We start from the raw sequence: 20,501 nt of genomic DNA, 5'->3' as shown, positions 1-20,501 counted from the left end.
TGGTCTTTGGAGTGATACGAAGTGGCTTGGCTATGCGCATGGCCCATTATACGCCCCACCATCATTAATTACAATATTATCCGCATGGCCCACTAGGCGCGCCACCACGCCACCAGCGGAGTGACCTGCGATATAGAGCGACTCGCCTGGATGGCGCGCCGCCAGCCCACGCAGCATCAGCTGCAGCTGCTGTCCCTGCAGGATCAGGGGTGCGATGGAGGGCAACTCCACGCTGTAAACCTTGTTGGCAGCCTGCTGGCCAGGACCCGGAATGACCTGAATCCCTGCGGGAGCGGCATGCACCACGCCAGCCCGTTGCCAGCCATTCTGCTCCAGCATGCTGTTGACGCCGCTGGTCTCCCAGGAGTGGGCGCTGCCCAGGTAGCCGTGCACCAGCACCAGGACATCGGCCTGGGCCGCCAGGCTGAAAAGACCAAGTATCCAGGCGGAAATCTGCAAGCTCAGTTTTTTCATTACAACTCCTTTCAAGACACGCCAGCCGGCTGGAGGTATCGCCTCAAGCCATGGACTGGTAGTAGAGGTTCTGTGGATGCTTCGCCTCGGCAAAGAAATACCAGCGCTCGGCGATCAGGCCGAGGTACTGAATGGCGAAGGCCACCATCGGCAGAGCGCCGGACTCCAAGATGTAAGCCAGTGCAATAAAGGCAACCGGTATTGGAAAAACCAGCGCCAGGAAGGAGATCTTCACCGCCTTCACAGTGGCAGCGGTCTTGCCGTGAAAGAACTCACGGGTGTTGAACGACCCGCCCATGAAGCCCTGGGCCTTCTGCTGCATGCTGCTGTGGCGCATGCCGATGGCTGACTTGAGTTCGATTTTGCAGCGCAGGTTCCGGTTGCGGATCAGGGAGGCGCCACGGGTAATCAAACCCATCAGGGTAAATATCACCGCCCAGGTACCGAAAAAGGCCACCAGGTCGACACCGGTGTAAGCGGAGAAGGCGGCCGCCAGCATGAAGCCGGATGCGATACCCAGCAGCATGTAGTTTGCAACGGTGAGGGGGCTGTGCCACTCCTGCAGGAACTTGAGGCTGGCGTAGATCATGGCGGTGCAGATGAACAGGGCGAATGCGGCAACGCTACCCAGGAAACCGATGATCAGTGTCAGGTCCACCGGCAACGCGTCGGCGACCGTGAACAGGGGCATGGTCCAGCCCAGGTAGTGGATCGCACCGTAAAGGAACACCAGCCCATGAAGGCGGGCAGCACGATCACCTCGCGGGAGAGCCAGGAGGTGCGCCACTGGGTGGCGGCACGCCAGGCACGCTCAGGATGTCCCAGGTGGAAGAAGGAGGCGACCAGACCTGCGATCAGGAAGATCATGGACAGCAGGCTGCCCATGCCGTAGAAGGCGGTGCTGTCCTGGGCCGGCAGCAGGTTGGCCAGGGAATAGACCTGCCCGGTATAGAGCGCAAGGAACAGGCCCTGGCCCACACCGATCAAGGTGGTCAGAAAGATGACTGAAAATGCAGGATGCATCGTATAAAACCTCTTGAATGTCGGGCCGCAGCCCGACCGACAAATTATTACCAGGCCACGTCGTCTAGGGTCTCGCCCTCGATCGGCAGCTCCATCTCTTCGCGCAGCGGGTTGTCTGCACGGACCAGCTCATCCTCGCGAATGTGCATCCGAGTCTTGCGCCGCGGCAGGTAGTGGTTGGCCGGCTGGGTACCCCATTCGGGCTGCAGCTGGTAGCCGCCCTGCTCACGAATGGCAATGGAGACCTCGGACTCGGGGTCGTGCACGTCGCCGTAGATACGGGCGCGGGTCGGGCAAGCCAGCACACAGGCGGGCTTGCGCTCGTTCTCGGGCAGCGACATATCGGTGATACGGTCGATGCACAAGGTGCACTTCTTCATCACCTTGTTCTTCTCGTCGAACTCGCGTGCGCCATAGGGGCAAGCCCAGCTGCAATACTTACAGCCGATGCACTTGTCGTAGTCCACCAGCACCACGCCATTGTCCTCGCGCTTGTAGCTGGCGCCCGTGGGGCAGACCGGCACACAAGGCGGATCCTCGCAGTGGAGACAGGACTTGGGGAAGTGCAGGGTCTCGGTGCAGGGGAACTCACCCACCTCGTAGGTCTGCACACGGTTGAAGAAAACACCTGTGGGATCGGCGTCGTAGGGACGCTGATCCGGCATGGGTCCGGCCCAACCGGAGGTGTTCCACTCCTTGCAGCTGGTGACGCAGGCGTGGCAGCCCACGCATACGTTCAAATCAATTACCAATGCCATCTGACTCATATTAAAAACCCCATATAACGCAACGCTCTTTTACTTGCCTTCAGGTTCCGAGAACCTTCTTTTCATTGCGTTATAACTAATGCTCTATGTTCGCCTTCTTGCGGAAGATGCCTGCAAAATAGGCCTGCCACTTGCCGCGCTTAGCGTCCTGCCCGGGCAAACGCTGCTGGGGCTTGAACTGGGGCCAGGACTGTCCCGGCTCTTCAGGACCTGCCTTGTAGATCATCACCTTCACGTCAAACCAGGCGGCCTGGCCGGTGACCGGGTCGGAGTTGGACATGTACTGCCCCGCCTCGCAGGGCGGCAGCTCCTCGGGGATCACGTGGTTGAGCAGGAAGCCCTTCTGGGACTCGTTGGCCTTTGGCGAGAGACCCCAGGCGCCGGCAGCCTTGCCGATGGCATTCCAGGTCCAGACCGTACCGGGCTCCACGGCCTCGGAGTGACGGCACATGCAGCGCACCTTGCCGGAGGCCGACTCGGCCCAGATCCAGTCGCCATCCTCGATACCCTGCGCCTTGGCCGTCTTGGTGTTGACGAACATGTAGTTGTGGGTATGGATCTGGCGAAGCCAGGCATTCTGGCTGTCCCAGGAGTGGTACATCGCCATGGGGCGCTGGGTCAGCGCATTGAGCGGGTACTCGTGGGAGTCGCCCAGGCGCGACAGCAGCGGTTCGCTGAAGAACGGCAGCGGATCGAAGTTCATCTCGATACGCTTGCGCAGACGCTCCGGCGGCTTGCGGCCAGGCCACTTGCCCTGGGCAGCCAGGCGGAACTTCTGCAGCACCTCGGAATAGAGGTGAATGATGATCGGTTCCGCGTAACGGGTCATACCGTGGGCACGGGCCCAGTGCAGGTAGCCCTTGTTCCAGTTACGCATGTACTGGTAGGACTTGGGCAGGTGGTAGTGGTAGACGCAATCGTGCTGCTTGTACATCTCCAACTGGCGGGAGTTGGGCTCGCCCTTGAGGAACTTCTCACCGCTCTTTCCGCGCCAGCCGGCCAGGAAGCCGATACCGGAACCCGGAGAGGTTTCGTAGTTGGTAATGAAATCGGGGTAGTCGCGGTACTTGCGCGAGCCGTCTTCTTCTACGAAAGCGAGCAGACCCAGGCGGGAACCCATCTCGATCAGCACCTCCTGGAAGGGCTTGCACTCACCCTTGGGAGGAACCACGGGAATACGCACCGAGTCCATGGGACCTTCGTACTCGGAAATCGGGCGGTCCAGCATGGAGAGCGCGTCGTGACGCTCCAGGTAAGTGGTATCGGGCAGTACCAGGTCGGCAAACGCCACGGTCTCCGACTGGAAAGCGTCGCAGACAATCAGGAACGGAATCTTGTATTCACCGTTCTCGTCCTTGTCCGCCAGCATCTCGCGCACGCTTGCAGTATTCATGGAGCTGTTCCAGGCCATGTTGGCCATGAACAACAGTAGCGTGTCGATCTTGTAGGGGTCACCACGCCATGCGTTGGTGATGGCGTTGTGCATCAGGCCGTGAACAGAAAGGGGGTATTCCCAGGAGAAGGCCTTGTCGAGGCGTACAGCCTCGCCCTCTTCGTCCACGAACAGGTCTTCCGGCTTGGCCGGCCAGCCCAGGGGCATGCCGTCCAGGGGCGTGTCAGGCTGAACGCCTTCGGGACCATTTGGCGGCTTGGGACAGGGCGGAATCGGACGCGGAAACGGCGCACGATGACGGAAGCCGCCGGGACGGTCGATGGTACCCAGGATGGTCATCAGGATGCTCATCGCGCGAGTGGTCTGGAAACCATTGGAGTGAGCAGCCGTACCACGCATGGAGTGGAAGGCCACCGGGTTGCCGGTCACCGAATTGTGTTCGTTCTCCCAGCAATCGGTCCAGGCGATCGGGAGTTCGATCTTCTGGTCGCGGGCGGTAACACCCATCTCGTGGGCAATACGACGGATGGTCTCAGCAGGGATACCGGTGATGCTCTCGGCCCACTCGGGGGTGAACTGATCAACCCGCTCTTTCAGCAGCTGGAAGGCGGGTTTTACAGGGGTGCCGTCTTCCAGGGTGAAGGAACCCAACAGGCGGGGTTCGGTACCCGGGGTATGGGTGGAGATCTCGCGGTTGAGATCACGGTCCCACCAGAGCTTGTTCTCGGGATCGAAACAGCCCTCTTCGATATGGGTCTCGAAACGCTTGAACAGGCCGTGGTCATCGCGTTTAGGATCGTCAATCACCAGCTCTGCGGAGTTGGTGTACTTGATCAGGAACTCGCGGTCGTAGAGGCCCTGCTTGATCAGCTCGTGGATGAAGGCGAGCATCAGCGCGCCGTCGGTGTCGGGCTTGATGGGTACCCACTCGTCGGCCACGGCCGAGTAGCCTGTCCGAATCGGGTTGATGGAGATCAGGCGTCCACCCCGGCGCTTGAACTTGGAGAGGGCGATCTTCATCGGGTTTGAGTGGTGATCTTCAGCGGTACCGATCATCACGAACAGCTTGGCCCGCTCCAGGTCGGGACCACCGAACTCCCAGAAAGAACCGCCGATGGTGTAGATCATGCCGGCTGCCATGTTCACGGAACAGAAACCACCGTGTGCTGCATAGTTGGGGGTGCCGAACTGCTTGGCGAACATACCGGTCAGCGCCTGCATCTGATCACGGCCGGTGAACAGGGCAAACTTCTTGGGATCCTCGGCGCGGATCTTGGAGAGACGCTCCTCCATGATGCCGAAAGCCTTCTCCCAGGAAATCGCTTCGAAGGCGGACCCGCCGCGCTCGACACCCTGCTTACGCAGCAGGGGCTTGGTGATGCGGCCGGGCGAGTACTGTTTCATGATGCCCGAGGCGCCCTTGGCACAGATGGCACCTTCGTTCAGCGGGTGGTTGGGGTTACCCTCGATGTGGCGCACCTCGCCGTCACGCAGGGTCACGCGGATGCCGCAGCGGCAAGCACACATGTAGCAGGTGGTTTCCTTGCTCTCGACGCATCCGACATCTTTGTCAGAGCGGGCAGTTGGGTCCTGCATGATTATAAAACCTTAAAAAACAGAGAAAGTTACGACAGCATGAATTTCGACTTATTCTAATATTCTTAGGTACTTAATCGCAACTGCAGGCGACCTTATACCCTTATGTACCTGACGAATATCATAGGTATTTATAACCTACTTTTTTCATGGTTAATGAATAAGAGAGAGGATAGACGCTGCACCAGCAAAAGGAAGAAAGAGATTGAGATGAGCACCTGGCTGGGAACTAGGTGATCGTGTTTTGTTTGTTGTCAGGCCTGGTAATAAATTTCGTAGCCTAAAAGGGGCGCACTCTATAGTGACAGCTACAACATGGCTACGAGCTACTTTTGCAAAGAGGCAAAAGTAGCCAAAAACTCTCTTCCCCGGTGTCCTGCCCGCTATCGCGGGTCCACTGCACCCTCCGGGCATAAACGCTCTCGCCTTAGCTGGGGGCAGGGGCGACTTCCATGCCATCGAGCAACGGAGAAGCTTCAGGATCGGGCCCGTTAGGGGTGCGCAGGAAGCGGCGCGTTCACAGTCAGCACAGGGAAGTGCTGTCTGTGAACCCCCTGAAACTTTGAGTAGCGCAGAGCACCCGTAGGGTGGCATGGCGGAACAGTGGTTTTGGTGACTTTTGTCGTAACAAAAGTCACTCGTGGCCATGCGAAAGAAGTGGCTACAGAGTGATCCACTTTTAGGCTACGAAACTTTTTACCAGAGATCAGAAATTAGAGGTCGACCACCTGGTTCCCAACCAGGTAGCCTCTGGAAAATCACCCTTCCAACATCCCCTCGAGGCTCTCCCACCGTTCAAAAGCTTCAGACAATTCCGCTTCCACGGATTCCATCCTGGCCTTTGCCTCAGCAATCACATCACCACCCTGCTGATAAAAGGACGGATCTGCCATTTGCGCCTGAAGTTCATCCAACTCCCCTTCCAACACTTCGATACGCTTGGGCAGGGCCTCGAGTTCACGCTGATCCTTGTAGCTGAGCTTTTTGGGTTTGGACCTGGGCTTGTCAGCCTTTGGTTTGGGCTGAGGCCTGGCAGGACTCTTCTGTTCAACAACGGGCTGGCGCTGACGCAACCAGTCGTCATATCCCCCTACGTATTCGTAGACCTTGCCATCTCCTTCGAATACGAGGCTGCTGGTTACCACGTTATTGAGGAAGGCCCGGTCATGGCTCACGAGAAGCAGGGTGCCCTGATACTCAAGCAACAGCTCTTCGAGCAGTTCCAGGGTTTCCATGTCCAGGTCGTTTGTGGGTTCGTCCATCACCAGCACATTGGCAGGCTTTGTGAAAAGCTTGGCCAGGAGCAACCGATTGCGCTCCCCTCCCGAAAGCGCCTTCACAGGCTGGCGAACCCGGTCCGGCGTAAACAGGAAGTCCTGAAGGTAGCTGATCACATGCTTGGAACTGCCCCCCACTTCTACCTTGTCGCTGCCATCGGCGACGTTGTCCCCAACGCTCTTCTCCTCATCCAGTGCGGCGCGCAACTGGTCGAAGTAGGCCACCTCGATTTTGGTTCCCAGGCGAACATTGCCCGCATCAGGCGCAAGCCTGCCCAACAACAGATTCAGGAGTGTGGTTTTGCCACAGCCGTTGGGGCCGATAATGCCGATACGGTCTCCCCGCAGGACAGTTGTGGTGAAGTTCCGGACAACGGGCTTACCCTCCCAGGCATAACGGATGTTTTCCACTTCTGCCACCAGTTTGCCCGAGCGTTCCGCCTCCTGCAGGTTCATTCTGACCTCTCCACTGCGCTCCCGTCGCTGGCTGCGCTCCTCGCGCATCGCCTTCAACGCACGCACCCGGCCTTCGTTTCGGGTACGCCGAGCCTTGATCCCCTGCCGAATCCATACCTCTTCCTGGGCCAGTTTTTTGTCGAAGCGCTCATTTGCCTTTTTCTCGGCATTGAGCATTTCATCCTTACGGCGCAGAAAATTCTCGTAGTCTCCCGGCCAGTCGGTCAGTTCTCCCCGGTCCAACTCTATGATCCGGGTGGCGAGCTTGCGCAGAAACATTCGATCGTGAGTCACAAAGAGCAGCGTGCCGCCATAGCCCAGGAGAAACTCCTCCAGCCAGTCGATAGAATCGATATCCAGGTGGTTGGTCGGCTCGTCCAACAGCAAAAAATCGGGCTCCTGCACCAGGGCCTGCGCCAGCAATACACGGCGTTTGAGCCCACCCGAGAGGCCTGAAAACTGAATGTCGGGATCCAGTGAAAGCCGTGAAATCACAGCCTCCACCCGCTGCTCGGTCTGCCATCCATGGGCCGCCTCCAGTTCATGCTGGATGCGGGAGAGCTGCTCCAGCAGCTGTTTGCTCCCCTGCTCCGCCAGATTGACACTGACCTGGTGATACTGGCGTATCATCTCGCCCAGTTCACCCAAACCGCTGGACACCACGTCAAAGACGGTGCCGTCCGTACCTGCAGGTACTTCCTGGGTCAATCGGGTAATACGCGCACCCTGCTGGACTGTAATCTGCCCGTCGTCTGGTTGTATCTCACCTGTCACCAGTTTCATCAGGGTGGATTTTCCGGCGCCATTCCTGCCCAGCAGACAGATTCGCTCACCCCGATCGATGGAGAGATCCACATTATCGAGCGGTAACGGACCACCGTATCCGAGTTGAACATTACGCAGGGTTATGAGAGCCATCGGCGTGTCTGATGATTTCTGAAAATGGAAGAAACCGCAGATTGTACCCCAGTCACGAATTTGCGCACAGCCACGGGACTTGGTAGAACGGAAATCTGGTATTATTGAACAACGTTTCCTGACCGCGGCAATTAAACAACCATTACGAGACCTTGTAAGCATCAAGATGCCAAAAACCTATATCATCACCCCTGTCTACAATGACCGGCAATCTCTCGACAAACTGCTGCGGGAACTGGCACCGGTTCATGATTCTCATGGCCCAATCCAGGCCGTTGTGGTCGATGACGGATCACTGCAAGAACCCACGATAACGACACACCTTCAGGGACACCCTTTTGAAATCCAGCTGATCAAACTGAAAAGGAACGTGGGCCATCAGCGGGCCATCTCAATCGGTTTGAGTCATACCGTGCGACAGAAGGACGCTGAGCGGATCGTTGTACTGGACGGTGACGGAGAGGATAGGCCCGAGAATATTCCACAGTTGCTTGACACCTTGCAGGCCACTGAGAATGCCGACGTTGTCGTCGCCCAGCGTCGCAGGCGGGAAGAGAGCCGAGTATTCAAGGTTTTTTACCAGATCTATAAGCGTTTATTCAGACTCCTGACCGGCAAAATCATCCAGTTTGGTAACTTTTGCGCCATGACGCCAGACGCTGCCAGACTATTGGTGCAGATGGATGAACTTCCGATGCATTTTCCTGCAAGCATCATCAAATCCGGGCTGAATATAGAGCCTGTCGAAGTTGACCGGGGAAAGCGCTATTTTGGTCAATCGAAGATGAACATGGTTTCACTCATCACCCATGGTTTGAGTTCAGTCGCCATATTCACCGAAAGCGTACTGACCCGAATCATCATCTTCTGCGGTATGGTAGCAGCCACCAGCATACTGCTGATCCTTGTTGCACTGACCATCAAGCTCATGGGTTATGCAACCCCGGGCTGGTTTACCATGGCAGTCGGCGCACTCATCGGCCTGCTCATACAGACGGCGACCATTACGCTGATCAGCCTGCTTATCGCGATCAATAACAAAAGAACATCGACACTTACCCCGCTGAAGGTCTCAAGCGACTACATCAGTAGTGTAGAGCCAGTCACCGCCTCGGCAGAGTAGTAAAAGTGCCCTGCTCAATCTGCCCAATGCCGACCATTCGAAGAAACTGCTTTTAACCCTATGCGAAAGTTGATCAACAGAGGGAACCGTTTCGTGCAGGTTGGTATCGCCGCCACTCTCGTACATTATCTCGTGATTGTACTGCTACTGGATCTTCTGGAGTGGGCGACACCCACTCCGGCTACGGTTGTCGGCAGTGTGTTCGGCATTGCCACGGCCTACATGGGCAACTACCTCTACGTGTTTGGCCTTTCAGATCGCAATCACGATCACTACGCACCCCGTTTCATTGCCACGTACCTGACCGTCATGGCGATACATGCCGGAATGATGTACCTCTTCGTCGACATTCTGAATCTCAGGTATGAGTACGGTTTTGTGGTGGCCACTATTTTTTCCGCCACAACCACATTCATCGCCAACCACCTGGTTGTATTTCGCCCTCCCCAGGAGTGAAACGGATAATGCCGCTCTCGAACACCCTGTGGCCAGCACAGAAAGAGAATAAGCTTTTTTGGTCTTTCCTCGCCCTGCATATATCGCTGTGGACGCTGCTCCCTTCCCTTTTGAATGCCAACCTGCCGCTTGATGTCATCGAAGCACTGGCCTGGGGGCGGGAGTGGGAATGGGGGTTTCCCAAACACCCCCCCATGTCCGCTTGGCTGGCAGAAATTGCCGGCATGGTTTCAGGCGGGGCTGACTGGGGGCTCTACCTCCTGTCACAGGTCTGCATCGGGGTGGCTTTCTGGGCAATGTGGCAACTGTCGAAGGATTTCCTGAAACCGTTGCCTGCACTGGTGGCAATTCTGTTGCTTGAAAGCATCGCCTATCACAACCTCACCAGCCCGGAGTTCAACGTCAACGTCAGCCTGCTTGCATTCTGGGCATTGACCATTTTGACTTTCTGGCGCGCCCTGGACCGCCAATCCATCCCCTACTGGATGGCATGCGGGCTGTTTGCCGCGATGGGGTTCCTGAGCAAGTACCTGATTGTCTTTCTATTGATACCCCTGCTGTTTTTTCTGCTCCTCCACAGAGAGTCACGCGGGGTATTCAGAAACCCGGGCATCTACCTGGGATTGGGCGTGTTTGTTTTGGTGATTGCACCCCATCTGGTCTGGATCTGGCAGAACGAGTTCATTACCATCACTTACGGACTCAGACGGGCAGGATCCAGCGCGGGAGCAGTAGCCCCCCTGTCCGACCACTTGGTGCATCCCCTGAAATTTCTGGCCTCCCAACTGGTATTGCTGTTGCCCACAATGCTGCTGCTTTGGGCCCTTGGCAGCATTAAAGTCAAACCATCAGCCAGACACCTCGACCGTCAAACCCGGTTTCTTCTTTTCGCCTTTCTTGGACCTTTCGCCTGTTATCTCCTGCTCTCCTCTGTAACCGGCATGCAGATCCGCTCCATGTGGGGCACGCCGCTGTTCATCCTCAGCGGCCTGTTCCTCGTACGATTCCTGGCACTGCCAACAGCTTCCTGGCGTTTCAACAGGTTCGGCATAGCCTGGGGAGTCGTGGCACTTCTCTTTCTCTCGCTCTACGCTTCCGCCTATCTCTTCTCGCCGGCCATCAAGGAGCGAGGCAAACGGACCCATTTCCCGGGTAAGGAACTCGCTGCCCAAGTCACTCAGCAGTGGCATGCCGCCTTCAACAGGCCTCTTGAATTCGTGATAGGGGATGAATGGCTGGGGGGCAATGTTGGCTGGTACAGCAGTGACAGACCGTCTGTCTTCCTGAATGCAGACACAAAGCAAGCACCCTGGGCGTCTAATGAAAAGATCCGCCAATCAGGAGGCGTCATCCTGTGGCAAGCGCCTGCAGGGAGCATCACGCCAGATGAGCGACTGAATCTATATCGTGAGCGATTTGGCAACTTGCAGTTGCAGTCACCTTTTATCCTGGATTGGAATACCCCGACCCCGATCAAAAAACTTCATATCGGATGGGCCCTTGTACCCCCCCTGGGTGCCCGATGAATCAACTCCTGTTCTGATTTTCCATCGCCCTCCAGGTTTACGTAAACAGTAGAAAAAACCATGCCGGATATGTGATGTTTGGCGGACTGTTCCGGAGATGCTTCCAATAAATACCAAGTGCATCAGCATCTCCGGACTCAAGAAACAATATTGCTGATCTCGCATCAAGACCCGGAGGAAACATATGAAGACCAAGATCCTGCTCAAAGAAGCGAACATACCGACTCACTGGTACAACGTTATGGCCGATATGCCAAACCCTCCGGCACCCCCCTTGGTCCAGACGGCAATCCTGTGGGCCCAGACGCCCTGGCCGCCATCTTTCCGGAAGAGCTGATCAAACAGGAGATGAGCACGGAGCGCTGGATACCCATTCCCGAAGAGGTCCGCGAGGTTCTTCGTCTTTGGCGCCCATCACCGCTGTTTCGTGCACGTCATCTCGAGAAGGCATTGAATACCCCGGCAAAAATCTACTACAAGAACGAGTCGGTCAGCCCTGCTGGTTCCCACAAACCCAATACCGCGGTCGCCCAGGCCTACTACAACAAGCAGGCCGGCATTAAGCGGCTGACCACGGAGACCGGCGCAGGTCAGTGGGGCTGCTCCCTGTCACTTGCCGGCCAACTGTTCGGCCTGGATGTCCGGGTCTATATGGTCAAGGTGAGCTACAACCAAAAACCATATCGCCGGTCCATGATGCAGACCTGGGGTGCGGAGGTCTTCGCCAGCCCCACTGACATGACCAATGCCGGCCGTCAGATCCTGGCGCAACATCCGGACAGCGACGGCTCACTGGGCATCGCCATCTCAGAGGCGGCGGAAGAGGCAGCTGGACGCGACGACACAAACTATGCCCTGGGTTCAGTACTGAACCACGTGCTGCTGCATCAGACGGTCATCGGTGAAGAGGCCAAAAAGCAGCTGGAAATGGTGGGTGATTATCCCGATATGATATTTGCCCCTTGCGGGGGCGGTTCAAACTTGGGCGGGATCGCCTTTCCGTTCTTCGCCGACAAGGCGGCCGGAAAGGATGTAAAACTCGTAGCCGTGGAACCCACCTCCTGCCCGACCCTGACCAAAGGCGTATACACCTATGACTTCGGCGATGCTATCGGCATGACGCCCTTGCTGAAGATGTATACCCTGGGTCATGACTTCATGCCGCTGGGTATCCATGCGGGCGGCCTGCGCTACCACGGTGACTCAGCCCTTGTAAGCCAGCTCCACAACGAGGGATTGGTCGATGCTGTAGCCGTCCCCCAGTTGGAGACATTCGAAGCAGGCGTACTGTTCGCCCGCAATGAAGGCATTATTCCCGCTCCTGAATCCACCCACGCCATCGCGGCCACCATCCGAGAGGCCAAGTGGTGTGCCGAGACGGGAGAGGCCAAGACCCTGCTGTTCAACCTCTCCGGACACGGACACTTCGACATGACCTCATACGACCGCTACTTTGCCGGGGAACTCGAGGATTCCGACTATCCGGAAGAGGCGATCAAGGAGTCCCTTGCCCACCTGCCGAAGGTCGGTTAGCACACCTTATCTGCCGGGAGTGAGGAGGATAACGCTACCACCCTCACTCCCGGAAGGGTATCTTATACGCTGATTTTGCGTAAACTACCCTGATCAGATACCGACTGGACGCAACAGCGTAATGAAATTCATCTCAGACAAAGAGGCTTGGGAGGGCGAGGCTGACTGCTTGAGCTGCACGTTGCGCAATTCTGTCCTCTTCTCCGGCCTGGAAGAGAAGGACCTCGATGAAATTCATCAGCCCATCGACCTCTATGCCCTTCCACCGGGCTCTACGCTCTACCGGGCCGGTGACATAGGTGACCGGATGTACACCATCCGCAGCGGCATACTCAAACTGGTGCAGTATCTGCCTGACGGCACCCAGCGCATCGTAAGGTTGGTCAAAGCCACGGATGTTATCGGCCTCGAGGCCCTGCTGGACCAACCCTACCAGCACGATGCGGTCGTTCTGCAGTCTACCCAGGCATGCAGCCTGCCCGTCAGCGTGGTCAGGGCCCTGTCGCAGACCAACCCGGCATTGCACCAGGAGTTGCTAAACCGCTGGCAGCGCGCCCTGACTGAGGCCGATGCCTGGCTGACGGAACTCTCCACTGGCTCTGCCAAGCAGCGCGTCGCAAGACTGCTGCTGCGCCTAGTCAGAGACGAACAGGCCAGCGAATGCGAACTCTTCTCCCGGGAAGATATGGGCGCCATGCTGGGCATCACCACTGAAACTGCCAGCCGAGCGATTGCCGAATTCAAACGCCAGAGCCTGCTGGTCGAGACGACCCCGAATCACTTTCTGCTGGACATTCGCAACCTGGAGCGCCTGGCAGAAGACTAGACCCTGCCTCCAGCATCAGGCCCATCCTGAAAAACCCTTGGGCATTGCGATTTTTCAATGCCTGGCCTCTACACATTCTCTATTCTCCCCGGATATCGTCACATTTACGAGGGAGCCATTGATGAAGCAGTCGCTTCAACAATCTGAGTACGCCATTTTCAGCCTGGAAGTGGACAAAACGGAAACCCGCTGCCACAGCGTCGACGAGATCATTGAATACCTGAAAACCTGCATTGACGAACACAGCACTGCCCGCTTCATCGCCCTTTACGACCACTACGCGCACACCATCGCCCTGCCGGAGGGGCAGGTCAGTGACGAAATACGAGGCGCCAAGCACATTATCTTCTGCTTCGGCATCACCCTGCCCGATCCGCTCATGATGGCGGTCAGGCCAAGATCGATCGGTGTCGTAGAACTGGCCGACCGTTTTTCGATCACCTTCCTGGAGGCTCCGATGCCGGTGGCCAACGTTGCCATGGAAAAATGGGCGCAGGGAATCTGTAACCGGTAACCGAGGCTCACACTGATCCGTGTTGCTATGCTAGCCTTAATGCACCGAGGAGAGCGCTGGCATAGTCGATGTTGTTTTTCCTGAAGAAACCGCTTCTTTTTCTGTTGAGCATCCTGCTGTTGTCAGGCTGTGCAAGCACGGCTCGTTTCCCCGACAATCCACCGTTGGTCCGGGCAGACAGAGACATACCGGTTTCATCTGACGACCCGGGCAAAAATTCGATGATTCTGGTCCTGAGTTTCTCAGGTGGCGGCAGTCGCGCATCCGCCCTGGCCTACGGTGTGCTCGAAGAGTTATCCGAAACACCGCTATCCCAAGACCAAGGCCGCAAAATGACCGATGAGATCGACATGATCACATCCGTTTCCGGCGGCAGTATCACCGCAGCCTATTACGGGCTCTTCGGCGACAGGCTGTTTGAAGATTTCAGGGAGTGGTTCCTGGAACGTGATGCTGAATCGGAGATCAAGGCGGCACTGCTGGATCCCCAGGCACATTAAGCCGGATCAGTTCACCAACCTTCGGCAGCGGCGATGTGCTCGATGAATACTTCCGCAAGCAGTTATTCGAGGATGCCCCACTGGACCAGCTGGTGGACGGTGATGGACCGGTGGTTGAGATCAACGCAACGGATCTGTTCAAAGGGATTCGATTCGGTTTCACCAGGGAACAGTTTGGGCTGATCTGCTCCGACACCCAATGTTTTCCAGTCGCCCGGGCAGTGGCTGCATCATGTGCTGTACCACTGCTATTTGCCCCGATCACCCTCACCAACAGGGCCGGTAGCTGTGATTTCATCCCTCCCCCATGGGTATATGAGGGACTGAATGAGAAAGGGATAAACAATCGCCGTTTCTATAGAGCGGTTCAGTACAGCACCTACCTGGACAGTGAAAATCATCCATATACCCATCTGCTGGATGGAGGGCTCTCGGACAATCTCGGTCTGCGGGCCGTGATCGATCGAATAGTCGAATCAGGGGGGATGTGGGGGACACTCAAGCGGTTTCGACAGCAGGATGCCCGCCATATCGTCATGATTGCCGTCGACGCCTCCTCCACAACACCTTCCAAATGGGAGCGTTCTGCCAACAATCCACCACCCAGCGTTATCCTCGATGCCGCTACCACAACTCCGTTGGCGAACTATAACTTCGAGACCCTGGAGTATGTGCGCTCAAACATAGCACCCTGGAGAGAAGAGATACGAAGAGGTCGCTGCAACGGAGAACAGGAGTGCAGCATTCCGGAATTCTACCTCATAGAGATCCGGCTCGAGGATATCGTACAGCCGGATGTGCGCGAAAAGCTTACGCGGGTTCCCACCGGTTTCACCCTGGAACCGGAAACAGCACAGGAGCTGATCACTTCAGGCCGGGCGTTATTAAGAGGCCACCCGGAATTTCACAGGTTGCTGCACAATACCCAGCAACCATAGGGGGTCCGAAAACCAGAGCCCAGGGGCTGTTGACAGGTCCTCGCTTACCGTATGACCTTCGCCAGTTTTTCGAAATAGGCAATTGTCGGTATCAGCCCCTCTTCCAGTTTTTTCAAGGGCCCCCAGCCAAGCTCTCTTTTTGCCAGGCCGATATCGGGCTTGCGCTGCCTTGGGTCGTCGTGGGGCAGTTCCTTGAACACCAGCTCCGACTTGGAGCCGGTCATCTCGATCACTTTTTCTGCCAACTCCAGGATCGTGAACTCACCTGGATTACCCAGGTTCACAGGACCTGTGAACTCATCCCCCGAACCCATCAACCGAACAAAACCCTCGATCATGTCATCCACGTAGCAGAAGGAGCGGGTCTGGGTACCATCGCCATAAATGGTTATGGGTTCACCTGCCAAGGCCTGGACAATAAAGTTTGATACCACCCGCCCGTCATTGGGGTGCATCCTGGGACCATAGGTATTGAAGATCCGCGCCACCTTGATCACCAGATCATGCTGTCTTCTGTAATCGAAAAAGAGCGTCTCAGCACAACGCTTGCCTTCGTCGTAGCATGAGCGAAAGCCGATGGGGTTGACCCGCCCCCAGTAATCTTCCGTCTGGGGATGTATTTCCGGGTCACCGTACACCTCGCTGGTAGAGGCCTGCATAATCCTGGCCCTGGTACGCTTGGCCAGGCCCAGCATGTTGATTGCGCCATGTACGCTGGTCTTGGTAGTCTGCACCGGATCGTGCTGGTAATGAATAGGTGAGGCAGGACAGGCTAGGTTGTAGATCTCATCAACCTCCACGTAGAGCGGAAATGTCACATCATGGCGCAAAACCTCGAAATTCGGGTTATCCATCAAGTGCACCACGTTATCCTTGACCCCGGTGAAGAAATTGTCGAGACAGATGACATCATGCCCCTCGTTTAGCAGACGCTCGCAGAGATGTGAGCCCAGAAAGCCTGCGCCACCCGTGACCAGTACCCGTTTTCTCAGATGCATATTACTTATTCTCAATAACTGTATAACCCGGCAAAACCTTACTCCCCGGGGCGATAATGAGGTGGATTCTAGCAAAAACAGCCCCCCCACTGTCGACCAAATCGCGTAGAAACTCCGAACCTGTTAGCATTTGGGTTGAAACAGACAGAACGATTAGCAGATGTTTTCCAACTCAAGCCCGACATCACAACCATCCGATACCGTCGCCGCCGTTGACCTTGGCTCAAACAGTTTCCACATGATCGTCGCCCGTGTAACCGATGGCGACTTCCAGGTCGTGGACAAACTGCGTGAAATGGTCAGACTCGGCGCCGGCCTTGACGAAAACAAGAATCTTACCTCTGAAGCCGAAGCAAGAGCACTTGATTGCCTGGAACGTTTCGGACAGCGAGTACGGTCACTGCCTCCAGGGAGCGTCCGGGCTGTCGGCACTAACACGCTGCGACAGGTGAGAGATTCTGAACATTTTCTGCGTGCCGCAGAGAAGGCGCTCGGGCACCCCATCGAGATCATCGCAGGCCGTGAAGAGGCGCGCCTGGTCTACCTTGGCGTGGCCCACGGGCTGGCTGCAGGAGACGAGAGACGCCTGGTGGTGGACATCGGTGGCGGCAGTACAGAACTCATTGTGGGCGACAGCTTCACACCCAGGCACAGGGAGAGTCTGCACATGGGGTGCGTCAGCATGAGCCGCTGGCACTTCGATGACGGAAAGATCTCCCAGGAGACCATGCGGGCAGCTGAACTCAGGGGGGCGCTGGAGATACGCCCGGTCAAGAATGAGTATCGAGGCGCCGGCTGGGAGCTGACCATTGGCAGCTCGGGAACCATCAAGGCGATTCGTGACGTGGTCTGCGAGTCAGGCTGGTCGGATCCCCGTGACGGCATCACGTACAGCGGACTGAAGAAACTGCGTAATGCACTGATCGATGCAGGCCATATCGACAACCTTGACCTGCCCGGCCTCAGCACCGAGCGGCGACCTGTATTTCCGGGTGGCGTTGCGGTGCTGCGTTCGGTGTTCAAAGCACTGAAGATCGAAAAAATGCAGGTCTCTGACAGGGCGCTGCGTGAAGGCCTCATCTACGAAATGCTGGGCCGCATCCACCATGAGGATGTGAGGGAGAATACGGTCCGTGCACTGTGCAGGCGCTATGATGTGGATATGGAGCATGCTGGACGGGTCGAAACCACTGCCCGGATGCTTTTTGCCCAGGTGGTAGGTGAGTGGAACCTGACAGCAGGATTCTATTCATCCATGCTGGCCTGGGCGGCCAGGTTGCATGAGTGTGGCCTGACCGTATCCCATAGCCAATTTCAGAAACATGGCGCTTACCTGGTGGCAAACTCGGACTTGGCCGGTTTCAGTCGCCAGGAGCAGAGCGTGCTCGCCGCCCTGATACGGGGACATCGCAGAAAATTCCCTCTTGATGTATTCAAAGAACTGCCCGGTGATATCAGGCAATGCGCCATGAGATTATGCACGGTTCTGCGCTTGTCTGTCCTGCTACATCGCCCACGCTCCAGCATGATCCAGGTCACGGCCTTGCTGAGCGCTGACGGCAATGACCTGGAGCTGGGATTCCCGGAAGGTTGGCTTGAAACCCACACACTCACACACATGGAACTGGAGCAGGAGAGCAAACGGCTCAAGGCCGCGGGATTCAAGCTGAAGTTCAAGTAAATTTCAGACCCGAATTACAGAAAAAGGCCGCCTCAAGGGCGGCCTTTCTTCACATCACATACAGACTCAGACGAGATCTTGGTTATCGTCGTAGGTCTCGGCATCGTGGCGTACCTGGTGCCCCAACGCCTCGATCTTGTCTGCCACCTGCTCCATGCTTTCCAGTACAACGGTGGTAATGGCCGACTCGATCAGCACCTGTAACTGTCCGAGGTTCTCCTCGCCGACGGCATTGAGCACATCATCATCCAGCATACTTCTGAAACCATCCACGACAGATTCAGCATTCTTTATAAAGTGATGGGTCATTTACGGCTCCCTTTAAGCTCAGACTTCGTTGGGTTTGATGTGATCGACTGACGGATCGATAACAAGCTTTGGATCAGGCGCACAGGCAATCTTCTCATTTTTGTTGGTGTAAGGCAGGGTGTTAAGAATATGGCGGATTGCATTAATCCTGGCCCGCTTCTTGTCATCTGACTTGATCACTGTCCAGGGTGCGTCTGCCGTATGAGTATAGAAGAACATGTTTTCCTTGGCATCGGTATAATCATCCCATCGCGCCAGGGAGGCGAGATCGATCGGGCTCAGCTTCCAGTGCTTCAACGGGTCTTTTTCCCGGGATTTGAAGCGCCGCAACTGCTCCTTGCGGGTCACTGAAAACCAGAGCTTGAACAGGTGTATGCCCGAGCGAACCATCATTCGTTCGACCTCGGGGGTCTGGCGCATGAATTCCAGGTAATCCGATGAGGAGCAGAAACCCATCACCTTCTCAACCCCTGCACGGTTGTACCAGGAGCGGTCAAAAAGCACGATCTCTCCAGCGGATGGAAGGTGCTTGAGATAACGCTGATAGTACCATTGACCCTGTTCATATTCGGTGGGCTTTTCCAGTGCGATGACGTGGGCCCCACGAGGATTCAGATGCTCCATGAAGCGCTTGATGGTGCCGCCCTTGCCAGCCGCATCGCGCCCTTCGAACATGATCACGATCTTCTGACCGGTCTCCTTCACCCAGTTCTGCATCTTGAGCAACTCGATCTGGAGTTCGTACTTGATCGCCTCGTATTCGGCACGGGGTATCTTGTCCTTGTAGGGATAGTACGCCTCGGCATCCTTCTTCAGCTGCTTCTTATCCACATCGATCTGGATCTTGGATTTCTTTTCCGCCGCCTTGGCAGCGGCAGACTTGCTGCTTTCGGATTTCCCGGCATTCTGCTCCTTGTCATCTGAAGATTTCTTCTTCTGAGCCGTTGAAATCTCAGCAATCTTCTCGGCCATCTTGGTCCCCCCACTAATTACTAATATACATATAAGAATTTTTCGATATTACGCCTTCCCGGTAAAAGAAACACTGACATATGTCATAACTTGTTATAGCTCCACATCTTAAGTGCGTCCACCGGGTTTCTGCCTTCCAAGACCGCCGTTAATGGCTACAATGAAATTGCGTATGCCAAAAATAGAATAATCAAATGGAAATCTTGCTGATTTTGTTGCTGTTGCCCCTCATTTGGGCCGTGGTGATCTACAACAACCTGATCCGAGACAAGAACAGGGTACTCCAGGCATGGAGCGACATCGATGTACAGCTCAAACGGCGGCACGACCTGATCCCAAAACTGGTGACTGCCGTCAATGTCTATGCCCAGTACGAGCGTACCACGCTCAATGAAATAACCGCGCTGCGGACCCGGGCTGACGGCCTGCAACAACCAGTGGAAAAGGCTCACGTCGAAAGCGAACTCGGCGGCCGGGTTAAACAGCTTATCGCCGTTACAGAGGCCTACCCCGATCTGAAAGCCAGCGATCAGTATCTCGACTTGCTTCGCCAGCTCAGCGACGTGGAAAACCATATCCAGTATGCACGGCGCTATTACAATGGCAGCGTACGCAATCTCAATGTGCGAATCGACTCCTTCCCCGACCTGCTGATCGCCCGCCTGTTCAATTTCATACCCGCAGAGTTCTTTGAACTGGAGAGCGTGCTGGAGACAGATCCTCCTGAGATCCGTTGAGTTAGGTATCAAGCATGTAAAATGAAATACTCGAATACGGCAAACGATTGGCGTCCCTGTTTCTTCTGTTACTGAGCTGCAGCGTTCATGCAGACGAGAGGATCCTGGACTATTTCAGCGACATCCTGGTACAGCCCAACGGCAGCATGATCGTTGAGGAGACCATCCAGGTCAGGGCGGAAGGCAAACAGATCAAGCGCGGTATATACCGGGACTTCCCCACCGACTACGAAGACCGGCTAGGCAATGACTACCGCGTCGGATTCGAACTTCTCGAGGTCCGCCGGGACGGACAACCGGAACCCCACCACACGGAACGGATAAGCAACGGCGTGCGTATCTACGCCGGCAGAAAAGATCTGTTCCTCAAGCAAGGCGTCTACACCGTAAGCGTCCGGGCGTTACAGCCTGTACAAGGAACGACCAACGCGGTAGATGTCCACCTCTTTTAACGTAAGTGGGCACCTGTCATGTGTCCACGAGG

General features: G+C 56.2%; 17 protein-coding genes and 2 pseudogenes. 11 read left to right on the top strand and 8 right to left on the bottom strand.

Features of this window, described 5'->3' with window-relative positions:
* Positions 1–30: 30 nt before the first annotated feature.
* The 5 genes and pseudogenes from BOW53_RS07165 to uup form a co-directional block, all read right to left on the bottom strand.
* Positions 31–474, bottom strand: coding sequence for a lipase family protein (locus BOW53_RS07165; RefSeq protein WP_078487135.1), 444 nt, complete (start codon positions 472–474; stop codon positions 31–33).
* A gap of 43 nt (positions 475–517) precedes the next feature.
* Positions 518–1,497 (bottom strand): annotated as a pseudogene (locus tag BOW53_RS07160) (dimethyl sulfoxide reductase anchor subunit family protein).
* Positions 1,498–1,544: 47 nt separating this feature from the next.
* Entirely contained in the window at positions 1,545–2,264 is a 720-nt protein-coding gene (soeB, locus tag BOW53_RS07155; RefSeq protein ID WP_078487133.1) for a sulfite dehydrogenase subunit SoeB, read from the bottom strand.
* A gap of 76 nt (positions 2,265–2,340) precedes the next feature.
* Positions 2,341–5,253 carry a sulfite dehydrogenase subunit SoeA gene (gene soeA, locus BOW53_RS07150; RefSeq protein WP_078487131.1) on the bottom strand — a complete coding sequence of 971 codons (2,913 nt, stop codon included), beginning with the start codon at positions 5,251–5,253 and terminating at the stop codon, positions 2,341–2,343.
* Between the two features lie 758 nt (positions 5,254–6,011).
* Positions 6,012–7,904, bottom strand: a complete 1,893-nt coding sequence (gene uup / locus BOW53_RS07145) for an ATP-binding cassette ATPase Uup (protein WP_078487129.1) — start codon at positions 7,902–7,904, stop codon at positions 6,012–6,014.
* 166 nt (positions 7,905–8,070) lie between these two features.
* On the opposite strand from uup, the gene BOW53_RS07140 reads away from it, so the two are divergent.
* The 8 genes and pseudogenes from BOW53_RS07140 (at position 8,071) to BOW53_RS07105 (ending at position 15,320) form a co-directional block, all read left to right on the top strand.
* Positions 8,071–9,027: a glycosyltransferase gene (locus BOW53_RS07140; RefSeq protein WP_078487127.1), complete on the top strand. Its 957-nt coding sequence runs from the start codon at positions 8,071–8,073 to the stop codon at positions 9,025–9,027.
* Positions 9,028–9,120: 93 nt separating this feature from the next.
* Positions 9,121–9,483, top strand: a complete 363-nt coding sequence (locus BOW53_RS07135) for a GtrA family protein (RefSeq protein ID WP_172838811.1) — start codon at positions 9,121–9,123, stop codon at positions 9,481–9,483.
* An 8-nt stretch (positions 9,484–9,491) separates the two neighbouring features.
* A complete protein-coding gene (locus BOW53_RS07130) occupies positions 9,492–11,009 on the top strand; it encodes a glycosyltransferase family 39 protein (RefSeq protein WP_078487124.1) in 1,518 nt (505 codons plus the stop codon).
* A 184-nt stretch (positions 11,010–11,193) separates the two neighbouring features.
* Positions 11,194–12,542, top strand: a pseudogene (locus BOW53_RS07125) (TrpB-like pyridoxal phosphate-dependent enzyme).
* 121 nt (positions 12,543–12,663) lie between these two features.
* The gene (locus BOW53_RS07120) at positions 12,664–13,368 is read left to right on the top strand and encodes a Crp/Fnr family transcriptional regulator (RefSeq protein ID WP_078487122.1); all 705 of its coding nucleotides are present in this window, start codon (positions 12,664–12,666) and stop codon (positions 13,366–13,368) included.
* Positions 13,369–13,489: 121 nt separating this feature from the next.
* Positions 13,490–13,882 carry a DUF6858 family protein gene (locus BOW53_RS07115; protein WP_078487120.1) on the top strand — a complete coding sequence of 131 codons (393 nt, stop codon included), beginning with the start codon at positions 13,490–13,492 and terminating at the stop codon, positions 13,880–13,882.
* A gap of 221 nt (positions 13,883–14,103) precedes the next feature.
* A complete protein-coding gene (locus tag BOW53_RS12780; protein ID WP_172838810.1) occupies positions 14,104–14,382 on the top strand; it encodes a patatin-like phospholipase family protein in 279 nt (92 codons plus the stop codon).
* A gap of 35 nt (positions 14,383–14,417) precedes the next feature.
* Positions 14,418–15,320, top strand: a complete 903-nt coding sequence (locus BOW53_RS07105; RefSeq protein WP_172838809.1) for a patatin-like phospholipase family protein — start codon at positions 14,418–14,420, stop codon at positions 15,318–15,320.
* A gap of 44 nt (positions 15,321–15,364) precedes the next feature.
* Here the strand turns inward: BOW53_RS07105 and BOW53_RS07100 are convergent, their stop codons facing one another.
* On the bottom strand, positions 15,365–16,318 hold the full coding sequence (locus BOW53_RS07100; RefSeq protein WP_078487115.1) for a UDP-glucuronic acid decarboxylase family protein: 954 nt from the start codon (positions 16,316–16,318) through the stop codon (positions 15,365–15,367).
* A 160-nt stretch (positions 16,319–16,478) separates the two neighbouring features.
* Here BOW53_RS07100 and ppx point away from each other — a divergent pair, with 160 nt between their 5' ends.
* Positions 16,479–17,999, top strand: coding sequence for an exopolyphosphatase (gene ppx / locus BOW53_RS07095; protein WP_078487113.1), 1,521 nt, complete (start codon positions 16,479–16,481; stop codon positions 17,997–17,999).
* 66 nt (positions 18,000–18,065) lie between these two features.
* Here ppx and BOW53_RS07090 read toward each other — a convergent pair whose 3' ends face one another.
* Together BOW53_RS07090 and ppk2 are read right to left on the bottom strand one after the other, a co-directional pair.
* A complete protein-coding gene (locus BOW53_RS07090; protein WP_078487111.1) occupies positions 18,066–18,308 on the bottom strand; it encodes a hypothetical protein in 243 nt (80 codons plus the stop codon).
* Between the two features lie 18 nt (positions 18,309–18,326).
* Complete coding sequence (gene ppk2 / locus BOW53_RS07085) at positions 18,327–19,280, bottom strand: polyphosphate kinase 2 (RefSeq protein WP_078487110.1); 954 nt, start codon at positions 19,278–19,280, stop codon at positions 18,327–18,329.
* A 194-nt stretch (positions 19,281–19,474) separates the two neighbouring features.
* On the opposite strand from ppk2, the gene BOW53_RS07080 reads away from it, so the two are divergent.
* Both BOW53_RS07080 and BOW53_RS07075 read left to right on the top strand, forming a co-directional pair.
* Complete coding sequence (locus tag BOW53_RS07080) at positions 19,475–20,017, top strand: LemA family protein (RefSeq protein ID WP_078487108.1); 543 nt, start codon at positions 19,475–19,477, stop codon at positions 20,015–20,017.
* A 47-nt stretch (positions 20,018–20,064) separates the two neighbouring features.
* Positions 20,065–20,469: a DUF2207 domain-containing protein gene (locus tag BOW53_RS07075; protein WP_172838808.1), complete on the top strand. Its 405-nt coding sequence runs from the start codon at positions 20,065–20,067 to the stop codon at positions 20,467–20,469.
* The last annotated feature ends 32 nt before the right edge of the window (positions 20,470–20,501 follow it).

Source organism: Solemya velesiana gill symbiont, from assembly GCF_002020805.1.
Classification (GTDB): Bacteria; Pseudomonadota; Gammaproteobacteria; order Chromatiales; family Chromatiaceae; genus Sedimenticola_A.
This window is presented reverse-complemented; position numbering and strand designations above follow the sequence as displayed.